Here is a 17,086-nt window from a genome sequence, read left to right on the forward strand (position 1 = left end):
ATAATAAAGGTTACAGAAGGCAGCAGCCGGACATAACCGATTAATTGGTGATTAGGGGTTACTCTCTCATGACGACCTGGAACGAGACCGATTTCGTAGCGGGCGACGTTGTTCTGGATTTCCTCAACACCGTCGGCGACCACGACAAGCAACGCGCAATAGAAAAGCTGACATGTTGGAAAGACGCGCTGGACTGGGCAGCGCGTGCGGGCGTCGTCGACGCTGCGGAAGCCGGCCAATTGGCGGCAACCTCGGGTCAGTCGCTGGCGCTTGCACTGCTTCGCGAATTCCGCGAGGCTGCCTTTGGATTGCTTAGCGCGTTTATCAAAGGAGTTGAGCCACCCAGCGACGCCAAGCGCGCAGTAGAGGCCTCGGTACATGACGCCATGGATGTAACGACCATGGGCTCAACAGGTCGTCAACTCGCATGGGACGTAGCGCCGGAGCATCAAGGTCCGGATCTCATTCGCCATAGGCTCGCCCTGCGTCTTTTCCATCTGACGGCCAGTCCACAGATGTCGAAAATCAAGGAATGCAAACGCTGCACCTGGCTGTTCATCGATCACGGCCGGGGCAATGGGCGAGTTTGGTGCAAGATGGCAGGATGCGGCAACCGGGCAAAGATGGAGCGGTTCCGGGCCACGTGATAAATCGCGTTCCCCCGATGCCCCGGCGGTTGACAGGCCGACCCTGCCCTTCCGTAGCTGCGCCGTCAATGTTCTCAGGGCGGGGTGAAAGTCCCCACCGGCGGTAAGGGGATCTTCGGAAACCCAAGCCCGCGAGCGCCTTCCGGCAGCGGAAGGGTCAGCAGATCCGGTGCGATTCCGGGGCCGACGGTCATAGTCCGGATGGAAGAGAACGAAACGGAGAATGGTCCCGCTCGCGCGGGCCTTTGTTCGTGTCGTGCGTCCTGATTCTGGTTCGAAACGGAAGGATGGACCCATGAATCAGCATTTCCCCAATGACCAACAACACCGCCGCGTCGCCGTCATACGGGCGCGCTGGCATGCCGACATCGTCGACCAGTGCGTCATGTCGTTCGAGACCGAGCTTGCCGCTCTCGGCCATGGTCGCTTTGCGGTCGACGTCTTCGACGTGCCGGGCGCCTACGAGATCCCGCTGCAGGCAAAGACGCTCGCCGAGACCGGCCGCTACGCCGCGATCCTCGGCAGCGCCTTCGTCGTCGATGGTGGCATCTATCGGCACGATTTCGTGGCCCGTGCCGTCATCGACGGCATGATGAGCGTACAGCTCTCGACGGGCGTGCCGGTGCTGTCAGCGGTGCTCACGCCACACCACTATCATGACAGCGCAGAGCATCACCGCTTCTTTCTCGAGCACTTCAAGGTCAAGGGCAAGGAGGCGGCCAAGGCCTGCGTCGAGATTCTCGCCGCGCGGGAGCGCATCGCTGCCTGAAACCGGCGTGGCGGGTGGAAATCGCAGCAACAGCCTGTAATATCTCGGAAATACCGAGATCGGGAGGATGCCGGTGCAGACCAAGAAGATCATCAACGACGGTAATCGCGCCGTCGACGAGATGCTGGAAGGAATCCTCGCCGCGCATCCGCGTCACCTCAGGAGCGTGGAGGGCAGCCCGCGCTCGATCATCGCCCGTGACGGTCCCCGGCCCGGCAAGGTCGGCCTCGTCATTGGCGGCGGCTCCGGCCACGAGCCGACCTTTCTCGGCTTCGTCGGCAGGGGCCTGGCGGATGCCGCGGCCATCGGCAACGTCTTTGCCTCGCCGCCGCCGGACCCGATCCTCGAATGCGCCAAGGCGGCGAGCGGCGGCGCGGGCGTGCTTTTCATGTACGGCAACTATGCCGGCGACGTGATGAACTTCGACATGGCCGCCGAGATGGCGGCCATGGACGACGTCGAGGTGCGCACGGTGCTAACCACCGACGACGTCGCCTCCGCCCCCCGCGACCAGCGCCAGAAGCGGCGCGGCGTCGCCGGCAATTTCTTCATCTTCAAGGCAGCGGGTGCGGCCTGCGACCGGATGCTGTCCTTCGACGAGGTCGAGCGCATCGCCCGCAAGGCCAATGACCGCACCTTCACCATGGGCGTGGCGCTGTCGCCCTGCTCGCTGCCGCAGACGCGGCGGCCGAATTTCGAGATCGGCGCCGACGAAATGGAGATCGGCATGGGAATCCATGGCGAGCCCGGGATCGCACGCGGGGCGCTGAAGAGCGCCGATGCGATCACCGATGAGATGATGGACAAGATCCTGGCCGAAATGGCGCCGTCGCGCGGCGACAAGGTCGCGGTGCTCGTCAACTCGCTCGGCTCGACGCCATTAATGGAGCTCTACATCATGAACCGCCGGGTCAGGCAGAGGCTCGACGATATCGGCGTCGCGGTGCACGCGACCTGGGTCGGCAATTACTGCACCTCACTCGAAATGGCCGGCGCCTCCGTGACCTTGGAGCATCTCGACGGCGAGTTGCAGGAGATGCTCGACCATCCGTGCGACTGCGCCATGTTCCGGGCCGGCTGAGGCAGACCATGACGGCAATCGACTCGACCCGCCTGAAGATGATGTTCGACACGATCGCGGCCACGATCGAGGCTGACAAGGACCGGCTCTGCCAACTGGACGGCGTGATCGGCGATGCCGACCATGGCATTGCCATGGCCCTCGGCTTCAATGCGGCGCGCGATGCAGTCGCGGCGCTCGACCTCGCTGCGAGCGAGCCGACAGCGCTGCTCAACACTGCGGCGAAGTCCTTCCTCAACGCTGTCGGCGCCTCGTCTGGACCGCTCTATGCGACCGCCTTCATGCGCGCCGCCGCCGCCGTCAAGGGCAAGGCGACGCTGGCGGAGGAGGACGTGATCGCGATGTTCACGGCCATGGCGCAAGGCATCAAGGATCGCGGCAAGGCCGTACCCGGCGAGAAGACGATGGTCGATGCCTGGCAGCCGGCGGCCGAAGCGGCGGGTGCCGCGCATGACGCCGGCAAGAGCCTTGCGGAAAGCCTCGCTGCGGCGCTTGCCGCGGCCGAGCGCGGCGCCGAGGCCACCAAGGAGATGATCGCCGCCAAGGGCCGCTCCTCTCGCCTCGGCGAGCGCTCGCTCGGCCATATCGATCCGGGGGCCGCCTCGGCCGTCACCGTCATCGGCGCGATCCGAAGCAGCCTTGGCTAGAGCAATTCCAGGAAACTGTGAAACGGTTGGGCTCACCCGTCCGGAATTGCGTCAAAGACATAACCTAACGCTTGGCTTCATCGAGCCGGTTGATCGCCTGGACGTTGCCGGCCGATGGGCCTTTTTCGTCGAACTCGGATGCCAGCCAGGTGTCGACGATCGCCTTGGCAAGTTCCGGCCCGATGACGCGGGCGCCCATCGTGATGATCTGTGCGTTGTTGGACTTGGCCGCGCGCTCGGCAGAATAGGTGTCGTGGGTGAGCGCCGCGCGAATGCCCGGCACCTTGTTGGCCGAGATCGAGACGCCGATGCCGGTGCCGCAGCACAGGATGCCGCGGTCGTTCTCGCCATCGACGATGGTCTGGGCGAGCTTCTGCGACAGATCGGCATAGTAGCCGGCCTGGCTGAGATCGCTGACGGTCAGCCCCGGCTTGGTCGCGAGGTGAGCCGCGATGACGTCGAGCAGCGGCTTGCCGGCGCTGTCGGCTCCAATGGCTATCTTCATGGTCGTGTCCTTCCTTGTCCGAATGCGTTGCGATTGGTTCAGACCGCCGCTGAGGCGCGCTGCAAGGTGTCGATGTAGCCTTCCGCCTGCCAGGCCGATCGGCCGATGAACAGGCCATCGACATTGGGCTGACGGATCAGTTCGGCGGCATTTTGCGGATTGACGCTGCCGCCGTAGAGCACCGGCGGCGTTGTCGGCAGCAGCTTGGCGGCTGTACGCTTGATCAGCGCCTGCTGCCTGTCGGCGTAGTCGGAACTCGCCGGAATGCCCTTGTCGCCGATCGCCCAGACCGGCTCGTAGGCGAACAGGATTCTTGCTGCCTTCGCCTGCCCTTCGAGAAACTGCAGCGCGCCTTGGACCTGCGCGGTCAGCACGGCGTCGGCCCGCCCGGCTTCACGCTCGGCCAGCGTCTCGCCGACGCAGATCAGCGGCACTAGGTCGTGCCTGACTGCCGCCGCCGTTTTCAGACCGACAGCGTGATCCGTCTCGCCGAAATGCTCGCGCCTTTCGCTGTGGCCGAGTTCGACGAGATCGAGGCCGCAATCCTTCAGCATCAGCGGCGAGACCTCGCCGGTCCAGGCACCGGCATCGTCCCAATGCATGTTCTGGGCGCCGACCTTGATGCGCGTCGACGACAGCATCCGCTTGACCTCTCGCACCGCCGTGAAGGGCGGAACAACGAAGGGCTGGATGCGCTCGTCGAAGCCGGGGACAAACCCGGCCAGCGCCTCGGCGAAAGCCAGCGCCTGTGCGAGCGTCTTGTTCATCTTCCAGCTTGTACCGACCCAGTAGACCACGCGTAGCGCTCCTCTAATCCTTGTCGTCGACAACCGTCAGCGAAACGCCGGCTGCCTCCAGCACCTCACGCGCCGGTGGGCCTAGCTCTCCGCCGGTGAAGACCGTGTCGAATGTCTTGAGCTCGGTAAGAAAATGCAGCGCCGTGCGGCCGAACTTGCCGTGATCGACCAGCAGATATTTTCGTGCCGCTGCCGCCATCATCAGGCGCTTGGTCTGCACGACCTCCTGCTCCTGATGGAAGGCCGAAGCTCCATGGATAGCCGACGAGGACAGGAAGGCCACGTCGGCGCGCAGCGAACGCAGCGTCTCCTCAGCCAGCAGGCCGAAAAAGCCGTGGAACTTCTTGCTGTATTGCCCGCCGAGCGCGATCAGCGTGATACCGCCGATTGGAGCCAGTTCCTGGATGACGGCCAGGTTGTTGGTGATGACGGTCAGCGGGCGCAATTCGGCCAGATGAGCAGCGATGCTGCCAGCGGTCGAGCCGTCATCGATGATAACGGTCTGGCCAGGCTCGATCATTGCGGCCGCGGCCTTCGCCAAGCGACGCTTCTCCTCGCCAGCCAGCTTCTGCCGGTAGCGGAAATCGCTCTCGAACAGGCCGCTTGGCTGGATCGAGGCGCCGCCGCGCACCTTGCGCAGGAAGCCGCTCTCCTCAAGTTCGTCGAGGTCACGGTGAACTGTCATTTTCGAAACGCTGAAGCGCGAGGCGAGATCCTCGACGGAGGCCGTGCCGGCATCCATCAAGAAATCCATAATGCCTTGGCGGCGGCTGTCGCTTTTCACTTTTCACGGACCTCACCAGCCCGGCAAGCCAGGCTGTTTGAGCATGCATATAACACTGCCACACGATACAATAGCAGAAAGTTGTGTGATCTTGAGAAAAATTGCGAGATTTTCTTGAAGATCGCGGGTGCAATCAAAAGGGCAGTTGCTCGATTCGCGCGAGCTGCGGGCCCTCACCGGCATGCCAGGCTGCGTTGTCCTCAGGTGGTTGAGCGACATGCAATTGACAGGCCGCGTGCGGCTGCGTTTCGGCACCCGCTGGTGTGGCGGCGCCTCACGCCTCTACCTGTTCCACCTCCCGCGGCCGTAACGGCATGGTCGTCGGTGCGCGGCTGACGCCGGCGACGGGGACGGCCGAACGGAAAGCAGCGCTGGCGCTGGTGGATCGGCTGGGCGCCGAGAAGCAGATCACAGTGGGGATGGACAAAGCCTATGACGCACGCGAGTTCGTCGCCGACCTACGCGAGCGCAAGGTCACGCCGCACATCGCCAAGAACGAGTTGTGGACAAGAACGGCACCTTGCGTCGAAGCGCTCTCGATGGCCGCACGACACGGCATGCAGGCTATGGCATCAGCCTGCGTGGACGTAAGCGCATCGAAGAGGTCTTCGGCTGGATCAAGACCATCGGCGTGCTGCGTAAGACACGCCATCGCGGCACTCACAGGGTGGGCTGGACGTTCACTGTGGCCGCTGCCGCCTATGAATCCGGCTGCCAAACTGATGGCCACATCCTGACCATGCCCACAATCGCTCTCATACCAACCATCAAGGCAAAATCGGCCGAAAATCCCGGCCGACAGCCGGCCGGCCCCCTTCAATTTCGAAGACCTCACACGGGAAAGGGCAAACCGACCAAGTTTTTCCGCAGCCTGTTAGGGCAGGAGCCCGGCTGCAGCTCTGTCGCCCTCTTGGCTTCACGTGTCGGATTTCGGGAAAGGCCGTTCCTTTGGCGGTGAGATTGTGAAGCTCAGTATATTCCGAGCAAGGCTGCCGCAGCACCTATGATGCATCCCCAATTGATCCTTGTCTATGAACCGGAGCAAGCCTGCTTTGACCGGTTGACGTCGGATGGATTCGATTCCAACCGCGCCGCGGAAATCTCTGCCTATCTGGCGCAGTCGACCGATCTGGCCCGCGAATTCGGCGAAATCGAGCAGGTCTGCGCGGCCTACGGGATGTCCTTCAACCCGGTTGAGCTGGTCGACATGGAGGTGAGGCTCGCTGCCGCCGATCCTCAAACCGCCCTGGTTTGGACCTTGACGGACGGTATCGCGTATTTTCGTGGTGGTGCAGCGCCCGCTCTGGCCCGCCTGCGAGGACTGAAGACTATTGGCGCCGACGATTCGCTGTTTGCGCTCTGCCAGGACAAGTTCCGGTCTGGTTCGGTCCTGTCCTCGCTGGGGATGCCAGTGCCGGCAGCAGGCCTTGCCCGCGCCGGAGAATGGCTGGTCGAGCCTCCCGCCTCGCAGAAAGGCTGGTTCGTAAAGCCCAACCGCCTCGGCGCCAAGATCGGGATATGGCCGGATTCGCATTGCAGCAATCTTGCCCAAGCGCTGGAGATCAGCCGCCGCATTTTCGCAGCCTATCGTGACGATACGGTCGTGCAGGCTTATGTTTCAGGACGAAATGTCCGGGCGAGTTTTCTTGGAATCGAACCAGGCGCCGGAGCCGAGGCGCTGGGCATCGCCTTTGTCGATTCCGCAGGAGACTTTCTGACCATGGCTGAAAGCCTCGCGCTGTACGGAGATGCCGGAGAGACAGCCAAGACCGTCGGAGCCTACCAGGAGCCGATCCTGATGTCGGTCGATGCTTCCCAGCCGGTGGCGGATGCCAGGGTCAGGGCGATCGCGGACCGGTTGATGCGCGTCCTGGGATTGCGGGACGTGTTTTCGATGGACCTCCGGATCGAGCCCGACGATACCGTCCATCTTATCGAATTCGAGGTTGCTCCGGGCCTGCCGTCCTTCGACTTCCGAAGCTATTGTCGCTCACAGTGGAAGCTGAGCCTGGCCGAAGCCCTTGCTGCGACGGCGGCACGTCGTCTATGTAAAGGCCAAGACCCATGACCCGATGCTGAATCTATAGCTTCGGTTGTGCCCTTACATTGCCGCGCGCCTTCGGGATGCGCGGACGCACAGTCGAGGGCCAGGAAGTGCTTGCCAGTTCTCCGGTCAGGGCTTCCTTGATCAGTCTGAAACCTGAGGTCCCATTTTACATCAATCTATACGCGGCAAGTTCAGCCGGTCTCTGTGACCCGCCGGACAGCGAGCCAATCCACAGCTAGCGAAGGTTCGCGGTGCCCAGCACCTGGTTGAGGGCACCTTCCAAGTTTCCCACCGTGCGGTCGACGTCGGCCAGCTTGTCGAGGCCGAACAGGCCGATACGGAAGGTCTGAAAGTCACTGGGCTCGTCGCACATGAGAGGCACGCCGGCAGCTGTCTGCAGCCCGGCGGCTGCAAATTTGGCGCCGGACTTGATGCCGGGGTCGTCGGTATAGCAAACGACGACTGTGGGCGCGGCAAAGCCGTCCGCGGCGACGCTGGCAAAGCCGCGTTGCGCCAAGAGCTGCCTTACGCGCGCGCCGAGCTCGAGCTGCGCAGCCCGCACCTTTTCGAAGCCCCTCGCCTCGGTCTCCAGCATCGCATCGCGGAACCCGCGCAAGGCATCGGTCGGCAGGGTGGCATGATAGGCATGGCCGCCATTCTCGTAGGCTTCCATGATCTCGAGCCACTTCTTCAGGTCGCAGCCGAAAGAGGAGGAGGTGCTCGCCTTCACTGCGGCCCTGGCGGCCTTGTTCATCATCACGATGCCGCTGCAGGGCGAAGCGCTCCAACCTTTCTGCGGCGCCGAGATCAGCACGTCCACGCTAATCGCCTTCATGTCGACCCAGATGCCGCCGGAAGCGATGCAGTCCAGCACGAAGAGGGCGCCGACTTTGTGGGCGGCATCGGCGATCGCCTTCATGTAGGCGTCCGGCAATATCATGCCGGAGGCGGTCTCCACATGCGGCGCGAAAACCAGATCCGGCCGCTCCGCTTCGATGACGGCGACAGCCTCGTCGACCGGCACGGGCTGGAACGGCCGCTGGCGCCCGCCCGGCTGCGTATCGACCGGGCGCGCCTTCAGCACGATGCTTTCGGCGGGGATGGCCCCCGCCTCGAAGATCTGGGTCCAGCGATAAGAGAACCAGCCGTTGCGGATGACCAAAACCTTCTTGCCATGGGCGAGCTGGCGCGCCACGGCCTCCATGGCGTAGGTGCCGCCACCGGGCACCAATGCCACGCCCTCGCCTTCCTCGCCCGCATTGTAAGCGGTGCGCAGCGTCTGAGAGAGGTCGCGCATGACGCCCTGGAAGGCCAGCGACATGTGATTGAGCGCGCGGTCCGTGAAGACGACGGAATATTCCAGGAGACCGTCGGGATCCACATGCGGCAGCAAGGCAGTCATCTTCTAACTCTTTCTTGGCAGATCGTAAGGCGTATTATCCCTGCACGACGTTCTGGCGCTGCACGCCGAGCCCCTGGATACCCAATTCCATTTTGTCGCCGGCCTTGAGATAGACCGGCTCGGGCTTGATCCCCATGCCGACCCCCGGAGGCGTGCCGGTCGAAATGATGTCGCCTGGCTGCAGGCTCATGAACTGCGACAGGTACGATACCACAAAGGCGACGCCATAGATCATCGTCTTGGTGCTGCCATCCTGCATCCGCTTGCCGTTCACCTCGAGGTACATGGACAGGTCCTGAGGGTTCGGCACCTCGTCACGGGTGACAAGCCACGGACCGATGGGGCCGAACGTGTCCGCCGATTTGCCCTTCGTCCATTGTCCGGAGCGCTTGTTCTGGAAGTCGCGCTCAGAGATATCGTTGATCAGGCAGTAACCAGCCACGTGGTCTAGCGCATTGGCTTCGTCGATGTACTTGCCGCCGTTGCCGATCACGACCCCCAGCTCGACCTCCCAGTCGGTGGCCTTGGAGCCGCGAGGCATCTCGATATCGTCGTTTGGCCCGCAAATCGCGCTGGTGGCCTTGGCAAAGATCACCGGCTCGGGCGGCACCTGGAGGCCGCTTTCGGCGGCGTGGTCGGAATAGTTCAGGCCGATGCAGATGAACTTGCCCACCTGAGCGACGCAGGGACCATAGCGATCGACCTTGACTTCGGGCAGGCTCGTCAAATCCAGTGCCGCAATCTTGGCCAGGCCTTCATCGCGCAGAAGGTCACCGCCGATATCCGTGACGTGGGCGGACAGGTCGCGCACTTTGCCGTCGGAATCGACGATTCCGGGCTTCTCCTTGCCCTTGGCGCCGAAACGCAAAAGTTTCATGTTTCTCTCCGTCCTTGTGCGTTAGAGCGCCCAGCCGCCATCGATGATGTGAGCCTGGCCAGTGATGAACCCGCTGGCGTCCGAGGCCAGGTAGAGCGCAAGCATTGCAATTTCGTCCGCTTGGCCGATCCGCCCCATGGGCTGGCGGGCGATGAAGTTCTTCAGCGCCTGTTCGTAGTCGCCGGTAGCGCGCAGCCGCTCATGCAGGGAGGGGCTGTCCACGGTGCCGGGACAGATCGCGTTGCAGCGGATTCCCTTGGTCACATAATCGGCGGCGATGGCCTTGGTCATGCCGATCACAGCGGCCTTGGAGCTGCAATAGACAAAGCGGTTCGGCACGCCCTTGAGGCTGGACGCCACCGAGGACATGTTGATGATCGAACCGCGGCCTTTTTCGAGCATCGCGGGCAGGACCGCCTTGGTCAGCCGGTACATCGCCTTGACGTTGAGATCGAAGGCAAAGTCCCACTCCTTCTCGGTGCTCTCGAGGATATTGCCGGCATGAACGAAGCCCGCGCAGTTGAAGAGCACGTCGAGCGGGCCGGTTTTTGCCAGAACCTCGGCGATATTGTCGGCATTCGTGACATCCAGCTTCAGCGCGGTGATGCCATCGATGGCGTCAAGCTCGGCCAGCTTGGCATCGTTGATGTCCGTGGCGAAGACCTGCGCACCGGCCTTGGCGAAGGCTTCGGCACTGGCACGGCCGATGCCTTGGCCAGCGGCTGTAATCAGCGCCTTTTTTCCGGAAAGGCTGAGATCGTAAGTCATAGCGTCTCGTCGGTCCTTGCTCTGCAGATAGAGGTCGATTGTCAAAGGCGGCTCTGCCCTCATGCTCACTGGTGTTAGAGCAACTCAAGCAAAAGCGTAAGGCTTCCCACCGAAATTGCGCAAAACGAGACTTGGGGCAAGTTAGCGATCATACCGCGAGATCGCCGACAGGCTCGGGATCTGCCAGGAAACCGTCAAGACGCACCGGAAGCGCGCCTATGGAAAAGTCGGAACACATTCGAAATCCGATCTATTCCTGGCGGTGATGCGCATGATTGCTCGCCGCTGAGGCAAGACGTCGGCCGCGCTTTGCGGCGCATCCATCCACTCGCAATACGAGCCGGCCTAAGGCGCCTCGCACGGAAACGGATCCGGGCGACGCGCCTTGGCGCCGTTGGCATCCGAAGTTCCGAGGCCGTCGTGGACAGTTCGAAGCCCGACGGCTCCTCGGTCGTTCAGACGGCAGCGGCGATCTCGTCACGCAACTGCTTCGCGAATTCCGGATACGTCTCATGCAGTTCGTCGAGCACCCGCCCCCGCAGGACATCCAGGATTGCCGCGGACGGCAATGCCGTTGACCCAGGATGGGCCTCGTGCTCGAAGCCGAACCCGGTCTCCTCCAGGATTTCCGGCAGGCTGTGGCCGGGATGCACGGATTCGAGACGAAAACCTCGTCGCGCCTTGTCGAAGGAGAACAGGGCTCGCCCGGTGAGCAAGGCATAAGGCCCCCCGGTGCGGTAGACCCCGGCGTCGCTGACACCTGGCGCACTCACAAAATCGACGCGGTCCACGAAGACTCGCCGCGTGTGCTCCTCGCGGAAAAGAATGACGCGCGGGACGACATAATAGAGGTAAGCGGAGCCGAAGGATCCGGGCCAGCGCACTTGCGACTGCGGGTATGGCCCGGCGCCGACCAGATTGATGTTGCCGTGGCCGTCTATCTGGCCGCCGCCGAGAAAGAAGGCGTCGATCCGGCCCTGCCCGGCGCAGTCGAACAGTTCCGCTGCGCCGTTGGTGAAAAAGTTGTGCTTGACCGAGCCGAGGATGGAAATCCGGACAGGCTCCGCGCCGGCCATCTCCTTCATGGCGCGCAGCAGCATGGCGCCCGCCGCGGGGATTGGCGAAGAGGCTCCGACCGCGACGTGTCGAACGCCGTCGAGCAGCCTGGCGATCGTCGCTATCAGGAGTTCACGGGGAGCGACAGGCGGGATCATCGGGTGACCTGCGAATGCTTGCCCTCGCCGACAAAGCCGGAGAGATACTCATCGAAGCCGCTTTGACTGCGCGCGGCCTGCGCATAGCGCCGCAGTTCGGCGGTGTCGGTGGCATATTCTCCCCACAGGCCATACGGCCAGGCCCCGCGCGGCGCCACCGCGATATCGCGAACATAAAGCGAGGGGAGCACCCCGGCAGCAAGCGTTTCTTTGTCGAGCAGATCGTGGTCGGCGATGCGCTCGACGGTCACCAGCACGTTGCCGGCGGCGTAGGCCATGGCAGCAAGTTCCCGCCGACGCCCGATCCAGACATTGCCTGAGCGATCTGCCAGCGGCGCATGGAAGACCGCGAAATCGACATGGATCGCAGGGATGAGGACGATCGGATCGGGGTCGGGTGCCATCGGGTTGTCGATCACCTTCCAGTCCGGTCTGTTGGCCAGCACATCCGAGCCGATAAGCCCGCGAATGGGCATGAAAGGAACGCCCTTCTGCGCCGCCATCAGCCCGGCATGCACCGCCGGGCAGGTCGCATCACGGACGGCAAGCGCCCCTCGCTTTACGGCTTCGTTGAAGCGCGGCGCGCCGCCGGCCTCGCCAAGCGACAAGGCGCTCGTCTCGACGCAGGTCACCAAGCCCGCGCCAATCAGCATGTCGACCTGCAGTCCGCCCGTCGGGACGCAGACGAGATGCAGGTCTCCATGGCCGCAGGCGATCATGGCCCTTGTCATGGCCATCGATACGCCGGCGTATTCCGCCGGCAACGCGACACGCGATCCGGGCGCGATCGCTTCAGCCATGTGCCGTATGTTCGAAATCATGCTCAGACCGTGGCAGACACTGACCGAACAAATCTCGACTTTCGGGATTTGGTCAAGCGCTCACGGTCCGATTGAGCCTGCGCTCGGTCAGAAATGTGCTTGGGGACTCGATTCCCGGATGTGCTGTTTGTCGTTCCCCGGCAGCGGCTCATCTTGCGCCAGAAGCCGATTGGCGGGATGGTGTGAAAAGGCAGCCGGGGGCGCTGGCAGGCCGGATATGAATGGCTGCTGGAAATCAAAATGTCGCGAACTTGCATGGCACTCTCTGCCATTGTTGTTCTGATCGGGGGCTTCGTTGCGCTGACAGGGCCGACAGAGGCAGCAGAGCGGACTTCTCATTTGCTCGACCACGGCGATCTCGCGACGACCTATTCGCAGGAGTCGGATCTCGTCACCGCCTACGCAACAGGCATGGCGCGGTATCGCCTTCTGTTCGCGGGACTTGGCGGCGACGCCAGCCTCGCTGCGCCGCTCGAGCCCCGGCTTTTGCGGACGGAATTCCGCGCGCGGACATGGCGCGCGGCGGACGGCAGCCTGTTGCAAGGTTTCGTCGGCAAGGGCGGGTTCCGGCTGACTGTCGGCAACTGCGTGGCCCGCATCTGTGTTGCCAGCGAATGCAGCGATGACGGCTGGCCGGTCTATGCCTGCAGCGACGGACGCAAGCGAAAGATGTCGGTGAAGGATTTTGTCTCGGCAAGCTTCGACGGCGTTTCCTACCGACGGTTGAGCGCCCCGCCGGCGCCGTGACCTGCTGCCCTGGTCTCACACGCCAGCAAGCTGGCGCACGCGAAACGCCGCCTGGATCGCGCGGTTCACCGTGACCGGCAGGATCGACATGTGGTTCTCACCGGCATGCAGTTCGAAACTGGCGCGGATACCAGCAACGGCATCGAGGCGCTCGGCCATCAGGCGGGCGAATTCGTCGGTGCGCGTCACCTTCTTGTGCTCCAGGCGCTTCTGCTCGTCCGCAGCCCCGATCTGGAATGGCGCCAGCTTTTCGGACTCGTATTCGCCGGCGGCCAGGATGACTTCCGCCCGCATGTCTTCCGGCAAATCAGCCTCGAAGGCTTCGAGGTAGCGGTCGATGACGCGGTCTTCCCAATAGATTGCCGGACTGGCGGCAATCCAGGTGCGGAAGGCGCGTGGACGCGTGAACAAGGCATAGAGGGCGAACAGGCCACCGAAGGAATGGCCGTAGAGCGCCTGGCGGCTGGTGTCGATGCTGGCGCGGTTCGCCACGAAAGGCTTCAGGTCATTCTCGATGAAGGACAGGAATTTTTCCGCCCCGCCGGTGCGTACATCCGGGCCTGCGTCGTGGAAGGGCGGATAGGTCTGCCCGGGCGGCGGCCCAAGATCCCAGGAGCGCCGCAGCGGATCATAGGCACCGGCGACCGGATAGCCGATGGCGACGATGACGCCCTCGCCGACATTGGTGCCCGACGGGTAGCTCGCTTGCGCGCGCATCGCATCGACCGCGGTTGCGATGACCGCGTTGCCGTCGGTCAGGTATAGAACTGGCCAGCCGGCTGCGGGCGCAGGGTCCGGCGGGACATGCAGAAAGATCCGCCACGGCTCGCCGCCGCTCACCGGGACGAGATCGTGAACGCTGGTGTCGGCGATCAATGCCGGCGTCTGCATCAGCGATGCGTGCATGTTTATCTCCACTGGGGATGAAAGATCAGCGGCGGCGCAGCAGTCCCATCAGCACCGGGCCGCCGATCAGCGTGGCGACGAGGCCCGCCGGTATCTGGCGCGGGAAGATGGCGGTGCGGGAAATCCAGTCGGCGCAGACCATGATCAGCGCCCCGGCAAGCACGGCGCCGGCAGCCTGCGGCAAGGCGCGGGCAAGGTCGAGGCGCCGGGCCAGGTGCGGCGCCATCAGGCCGATGAAGGTCAGCGGGCCCACGATCAAAGTGGATGCGGCGGTGAGCGCTGCGACCATAACCAGGACCAGCAGCCTGGTCCTAGAGAGATCAAGTCCGAGCGCCTGGACGACCGTCGGGCCGAGCGGCAGCATGTCGAGCCAGCGCATGAACAAAGGTGCCGTCAGCAGCAGGGACAGCGCAATGGAGGCAGTCAGGATTGCCGAACCGGCATCGACGCCGTAGGTCGAACCGGTCATCCAGTTGAGCAGCAGCATGGCGCGCGGGTCGCCGCTGGCGGTGAGCACCAGGACGAGCGCGTCGAACAGGCCCGTCAGCGCCACGCCGGCAAGCAGCAGCCGCTCCGGTGCAAATGCGGCACGGCGCCCGATGGCAAGGACAGCGAGCAAGGCGGCGAAGGCGCCGATGGTCGCGGCACCGGTTTGCAGGGCACGACCCGGAGCGTCGAACACGAACAGCGCCACCACCATGCCAAGCGCCGCCCCGGCGCTGATGCCCAGCACTTCGGGGCTCGCCATCGGATTGCCGGTCAGCCGCTGCATCATCAGGCCCGCCAATGCCAGCATGGCGCCTGCGGAAAGTGCTGCAAGCACGCGCGGCCATCGCCATGACAACAGTGCATCAAGCTGATCGCCGAAGGCGAAACTCCAGCCGTGCGGCCCGGGTCCGCAAAGCAAGGCCAGAGCCAGGAGCACGAGCAGGGCAAAGCCAATCGCCGCCAGCACAACGCCTGGGCGCTGCAGTCTCGGCAGACATTCTGCTGCAAGCGCTGGAAGTTCTCTGCCGAGGCTCAGCCGCGGCAGCAGCCAAAGCAGGAGCGGCGCGCCGAGCAAAGCGGTGATTGCGCCGGTCGGCAAGAGGTCGCCCTGCGGTCCGGTCGCAAGTTGCACCGCCTGATCGGCAGCCCACAGCAGTGTCGCGCCCAGTAGCGGCGCCATGACCAGCCTATGGCTTAGTCGCCGCCCGCCGCCAATGCGTGCGAGCGCCGCGGCCGCGAGACCGACGAAGCCGATCACGCCGACGGCGGCGACCGTGAAGGCGATAAGCGCGACAGCGGCGCCAAGCCCGGCAAAACGGTAGATGCCAAGCGGCACGCCAAGGCTGCGCGCGCCGTCGTCCTCCAGGCCGAGCAAGGTCAGCGGCCGCACCATGAGGCCGATCGTCAGCGCAGCAATGCCAAGACGCGGCAACAGCCAAAGCGTCGTGGTCCAATCCTGCTGGCCGAGCGAGCCGGCGCCCCAGATGAAAAGCCCGGCCAGCCAGTCGTGCTTGAGGACGACCAGCGCCGCGCCGATCGCTCCCGCATAGAGGCTGACGACAAGACCGGCGAGCACGACGGAAAGCGGCGACAGGCCCTTATGCCAGGAGAGCGCAAGCACGGCCGCAAGAGCCGCGAAGGCGCCGGCGAGCGCCACCCATTCGCGGCCGAAAGCAAGCAGCGACGGCGCGGCGAGCGTCGCCAGCGCCAGCGCCAGATGGGAGCCTGCCGAGACGCCCACCGTTTCGGGCGAGGCCAGAGGGTTGCGCAGCACCTGCTGCAGCACGGCGCCTGCCAAGCCGAGCGCCGCGCCGCTGAGCAGGCTGACGGCGAGCCTCGGCAGGAAAGCGAAGTGGACAAGCACCTGCCGCATGTCATCGATATCGGGCGCGGCCGCCGCGTCCAGCCAGCTTGCCGGCGGCAGGAGGGCGGCGAGATTGGCAAGCGTTGCGCCGAGGCCCAATGCGGCCAGTGCCGCGCAGAGCAGAAGAGCGCCAAGCGGCCAGCGGCTCGGACGCGACCAGGCCACGCCGGCTGAGCCTTTGCGGCCCCTCGCCGCAACGATCGAGCCTTCAGCCATGGGCGGCCATCGCTTCGGCAAGCACCCGCGCGAAGCGGGCAGCGGAGGGCAGCGCACCGAACATGAGCACCGGGGGCAGGCGCATGATCGAGCGGTTGCGCACGAAGGGCATCGCGTCCCAGACCGGGCTCGTTGTCAGCGTGCCGCCGGCCCCCTCAGGCAAAGGCTCGAGATAGGCGAGGCGCGCGTCGTCGTCCGTCGCCAGGCCATCGATGCCGACGGTCGCAAAACCCCAGTAATTGGTCTCGCCGGTCCAGGCGTTGCGGATGCCGATGCGGTCGAAGACCTCCTGGAACAGGCTCTTTTGGCCGTAGACGCGCACGTTGCGCGGATCCATGAAGCTGACGACATAGAGTGGCCGGGCCGAGAGCGGCGCCAGCTGCAGCTTGACCTTCGCGAAATAGGCCTCGGTCGCGGCGATCAGCGCCTCGCCTTCCTCCACCTTGCCGACGAGGCTGGCGAGTTTCCGTGTAGCGTCGACGGCATTGCGATAGGGTTGCCCACCCTCGGTATAGATGCCGATCGTCTTCACCGGCGCTACGCGCTCGAGCAGCGGCTTTATGCCGTCGAGATAGGGGATGGCGAGGATGACGTCGGGCTTGAGCTGCGCGAGGAATTCGAGATTGGGTTCGAGCAGCGTGCCGATATCGGCGACCTCCGGCGGCAGTGCCGGCTCGACAACCCATTTTTCCCAGACCTCACGGTCGGCGATGGCGATCGGCCTGACGCCGAGCATGAGCAAGGTCTCGGCCAGCCCGTCGTCAAGACAGGCAATGCGCAGCGATGCCGTGCGCGCGGACGAGGTACCGATGGCCGCAAACGGCAAAGTGAAGAGGCCGAAGGCGCGGCGCCTCGACATCCGGGAGCCGCGCTGAGGCAGGTCAGCCGCCATGCCGGCCGCCAGCCAGCCGCGCCGTCGAACCGGGCATAAGGCCATGATTGTTCAACACGATCCCCGGCTCCCCATTTTGCGCAGCAATGCAACAGTCGTGCGACGATGGTGGTT

17 protein-coding genes, 1 pseudogene and 1 riboswitch are annotated in these 17,086 nt (G+C 64.2%); of the genes and pseudogenes, 7 read left to right on the forward strand and 11 right to left on the reverse strand.

All coding sequences use genetic code 11. The features are described from left to right. Positions 1-68: 68 nt before the first annotated feature. The 4 genes from EJ074_RS12240 to dhaL all read left to right on the forward strand — a co-directional run bounded on the left by EJ074_RS12240 (position 69) and on the right by dhaL (position 3,144). Positions 69-647 (forward strand): CGNR zinc finger domain-containing protein, encoded by a 579-nt coding sequence (locus tag EJ074_RS12240; protein WP_095807815.1) that lies wholly within the window; start codon positions 69-71, stop codon positions 645-647. A 66-nt stretch (positions 648-713) separates the two neighbouring features. Beyond that, positions 714-864: riboswitch (FMN riboswitch) on the forward strand. Positions 865-942: 78 nt separating this feature from the next. Next, entirely contained in the window at positions 943-1,416 is a 474-nt protein-coding gene (locus EJ074_RS12245; RefSeq protein WP_095807814.1) for a 6,7-dimethyl-8-ribityllumazine synthase, read from the forward strand. A 73-nt stretch (positions 1,417-1,489) separates the two neighbouring features. Next, positions 1,490-2,497, forward strand: coding sequence for a dihydroxyacetone kinase subunit DhaK (locus EJ074_RS12250; RefSeq protein ID WP_095807884.1), 1,008 nt, complete (start codon positions 1,490-1,492; stop codon positions 2,495-2,497). 8 nt (positions 2,498-2,505) lie between these two features. Next, the gene (dhaL, locus tag EJ074_RS12255; RefSeq protein ID WP_095807883.1) at positions 2,506-3,144 is read left to right on the forward strand and encodes a dihydroxyacetone kinase subunit DhaL; all 639 of its coding nucleotides are present in this window, start codon (positions 2,506-2,508) and stop codon (positions 3,142-3,144) included. A gap of 64 nt (positions 3,145-3,208) precedes the next feature. On the opposite strand, the gene EJ074_RS12260 is transcribed toward dhaL, so the two are convergent. From EJ074_RS12260 to EJ074_RS12270, 3 genes are read right to left on the reverse strand one after another with little or no spacing between them, the layout of a single operon-like run. Next, the gene (locus EJ074_RS12260) at positions 3,209-3,649 is read right to left on the reverse strand and encodes an RpiB/LacA/LacB family sugar-phosphate isomerase (RefSeq protein ID WP_095807813.1); all 441 of its coding nucleotides are present in this window, start codon (positions 3,647-3,649) and stop codon (positions 3,209-3,211) included. Between the two features lie 38 nt (positions 3,650-3,687). Further along, positions 3,688-4,446 (reverse strand): triose-phosphate isomerase, encoded by a 759-nt coding sequence (locus EJ074_RS12265; RefSeq protein WP_095807812.1) that lies wholly within the window; start codon positions 4,444-4,446, stop codon positions 3,688-3,690. Positions 4,447-4,459: 13 nt separating this feature from the next. Beyond that, a complete protein-coding gene (locus EJ074_RS12270) occupies positions 4,460-5,230 on the reverse strand; it encodes a DeoR/GlpR family DNA-binding transcription regulator (RefSeq protein ID WP_095807811.1) in 771 nt (256 codons plus the stop codon). A gap of 305 nt (positions 5,231-5,535) precedes the next feature. On the opposite strand from EJ074_RS12270, the pseudogene EJ074_RS30220 reads away from it, so the two are divergent. Together EJ074_RS30220 and EJ074_RS12280 are read left to right on the forward strand one after the other, a co-directional pair. Beyond that, positions 5,536-5,933 (forward strand): annotated as a pseudogene (locus EJ074_RS30220) (transposase); the annotation flags it as partial. A gap of 300 nt (positions 5,934-6,233) precedes the next feature. Next, complete coding sequence (locus EJ074_RS12280) at positions 6,234-7,298, forward strand: D-alanine:D-lactate ligase-like protein (protein ID WP_095807809.1); 1,065 nt, start codon at positions 6,234-6,236, stop codon at positions 7,296-7,298. 214 nt (positions 7,299-7,512) lie between these two features. On the opposite strand, the gene EJ074_RS12285 is transcribed toward EJ074_RS12280, so the two are convergent. From EJ074_RS12285 to EJ074_RS12310, 5 genes are all read right to left on the reverse strand, one after another. Continuing rightward, positions 7,513-8,679, reverse strand: coding sequence for an aminotransferase class V-fold PLP-dependent enzyme (locus EJ074_RS12285; protein WP_095807808.1), 1,167 nt, complete (start codon positions 8,677-8,679; stop codon positions 7,513-7,515). Between the two features lie 34 nt (positions 8,680-8,713). Further along, positions 8,714-9,556: a fumarylacetoacetate hydrolase family protein gene (locus EJ074_RS12290; RefSeq protein WP_095807807.1), complete on the reverse strand. Its 843-nt coding sequence runs from the start codon at positions 9,554-9,556 to the stop codon at positions 8,714-8,716. A gap of 21 nt (positions 9,557-9,577) precedes the next feature. Further along, positions 9,578-10,324 (reverse strand): SDR family oxidoreductase, encoded by a 747-nt coding sequence (locus EJ074_RS12295; protein ID WP_095807882.1) that lies wholly within the window; start codon positions 10,322-10,324, stop codon positions 9,578-9,580. Positions 10,325-10,779: 455 nt separating this feature from the next. Continuing rightward, positions 10,780-11,538, reverse strand: a complete 759-nt coding sequence (locus EJ074_RS12305) for a CoA transferase (RefSeq protein ID WP_207210069.1) — start codon at positions 11,536-11,538, stop codon at positions 10,780-10,782. Next, entirely contained in the window at positions 11,535-12,338 is an 804-nt protein-coding gene (locus EJ074_RS12310; protein ID WP_245420438.1) for a CoA transferase, read from the reverse strand. Before EJ074_RS12310 ends, EJ074_RS12305 begins: the two co-directional genes overlap by 4 nt. Before the next feature lie 276 nt (positions 12,339-12,614). On the opposite strand from EJ074_RS12310, the gene EJ074_RS12315 reads away from it, so the two are divergent. Then, positions 12,615-13,106 (forward strand): hypothetical protein, encoded by a 492-nt coding sequence (locus tag EJ074_RS12315; RefSeq protein ID WP_245420436.1) that lies wholly within the window; start codon positions 12,615-12,617, stop codon positions 13,104-13,106. Positions 13,107-13,121: 15 nt separating this feature from the next. Here EJ074_RS12315 and EJ074_RS12320 read toward each other — a convergent pair whose 3' ends face one another. The 3 genes from EJ074_RS12320 to EJ074_RS12330 are packed head-to-tail and all read right to left on the reverse strand — an operon-like array spanning position 13,122 to position 16,972. Further along, positions 13,122-14,012: an alpha/beta hydrolase-fold protein gene (locus EJ074_RS12320; RefSeq protein WP_095807805.1), complete on the reverse strand. Its 891-nt coding sequence runs from the start codon at positions 14,010-14,012 to the stop codon at positions 13,122-13,124. Positions 14,013-14,037: 25 nt separating this feature from the next. Then, positions 14,038-16,080: a Fe(3+)-hydroxamate ABC transporter permease FhuB gene (fhuB, locus tag EJ074_RS12325; protein WP_129553481.1), complete on the reverse strand. Its 2,043-nt coding sequence runs from the start codon at positions 16,078-16,080 to the stop codon at positions 14,038-14,040. After that, the gene (locus EJ074_RS12330; protein ID WP_245420435.1) at positions 16,073-16,972 is read right to left on the reverse strand and encodes an ABC transporter substrate-binding protein; all 900 of its coding nucleotides are present in this window, start codon (positions 16,970-16,972) and stop codon (positions 16,073-16,075) included. The genes fhuB and EJ074_RS12330 overlap by 8 nt, the downstream gene beginning before the upstream one ends. Positions 16,973-17,086 lie beyond the last annotated feature (114 nt).

Origin of the sequence: Mesorhizobium sp. M3A.F.Ca.ET.080.04.2.1, from assembly GCF_003952525.1 — a bacterium.
GTDB lineage: Bacteria > Pseudomonadota > Alphaproteobacteria > Rhizobiales > Rhizobiaceae > Mesorhizobium.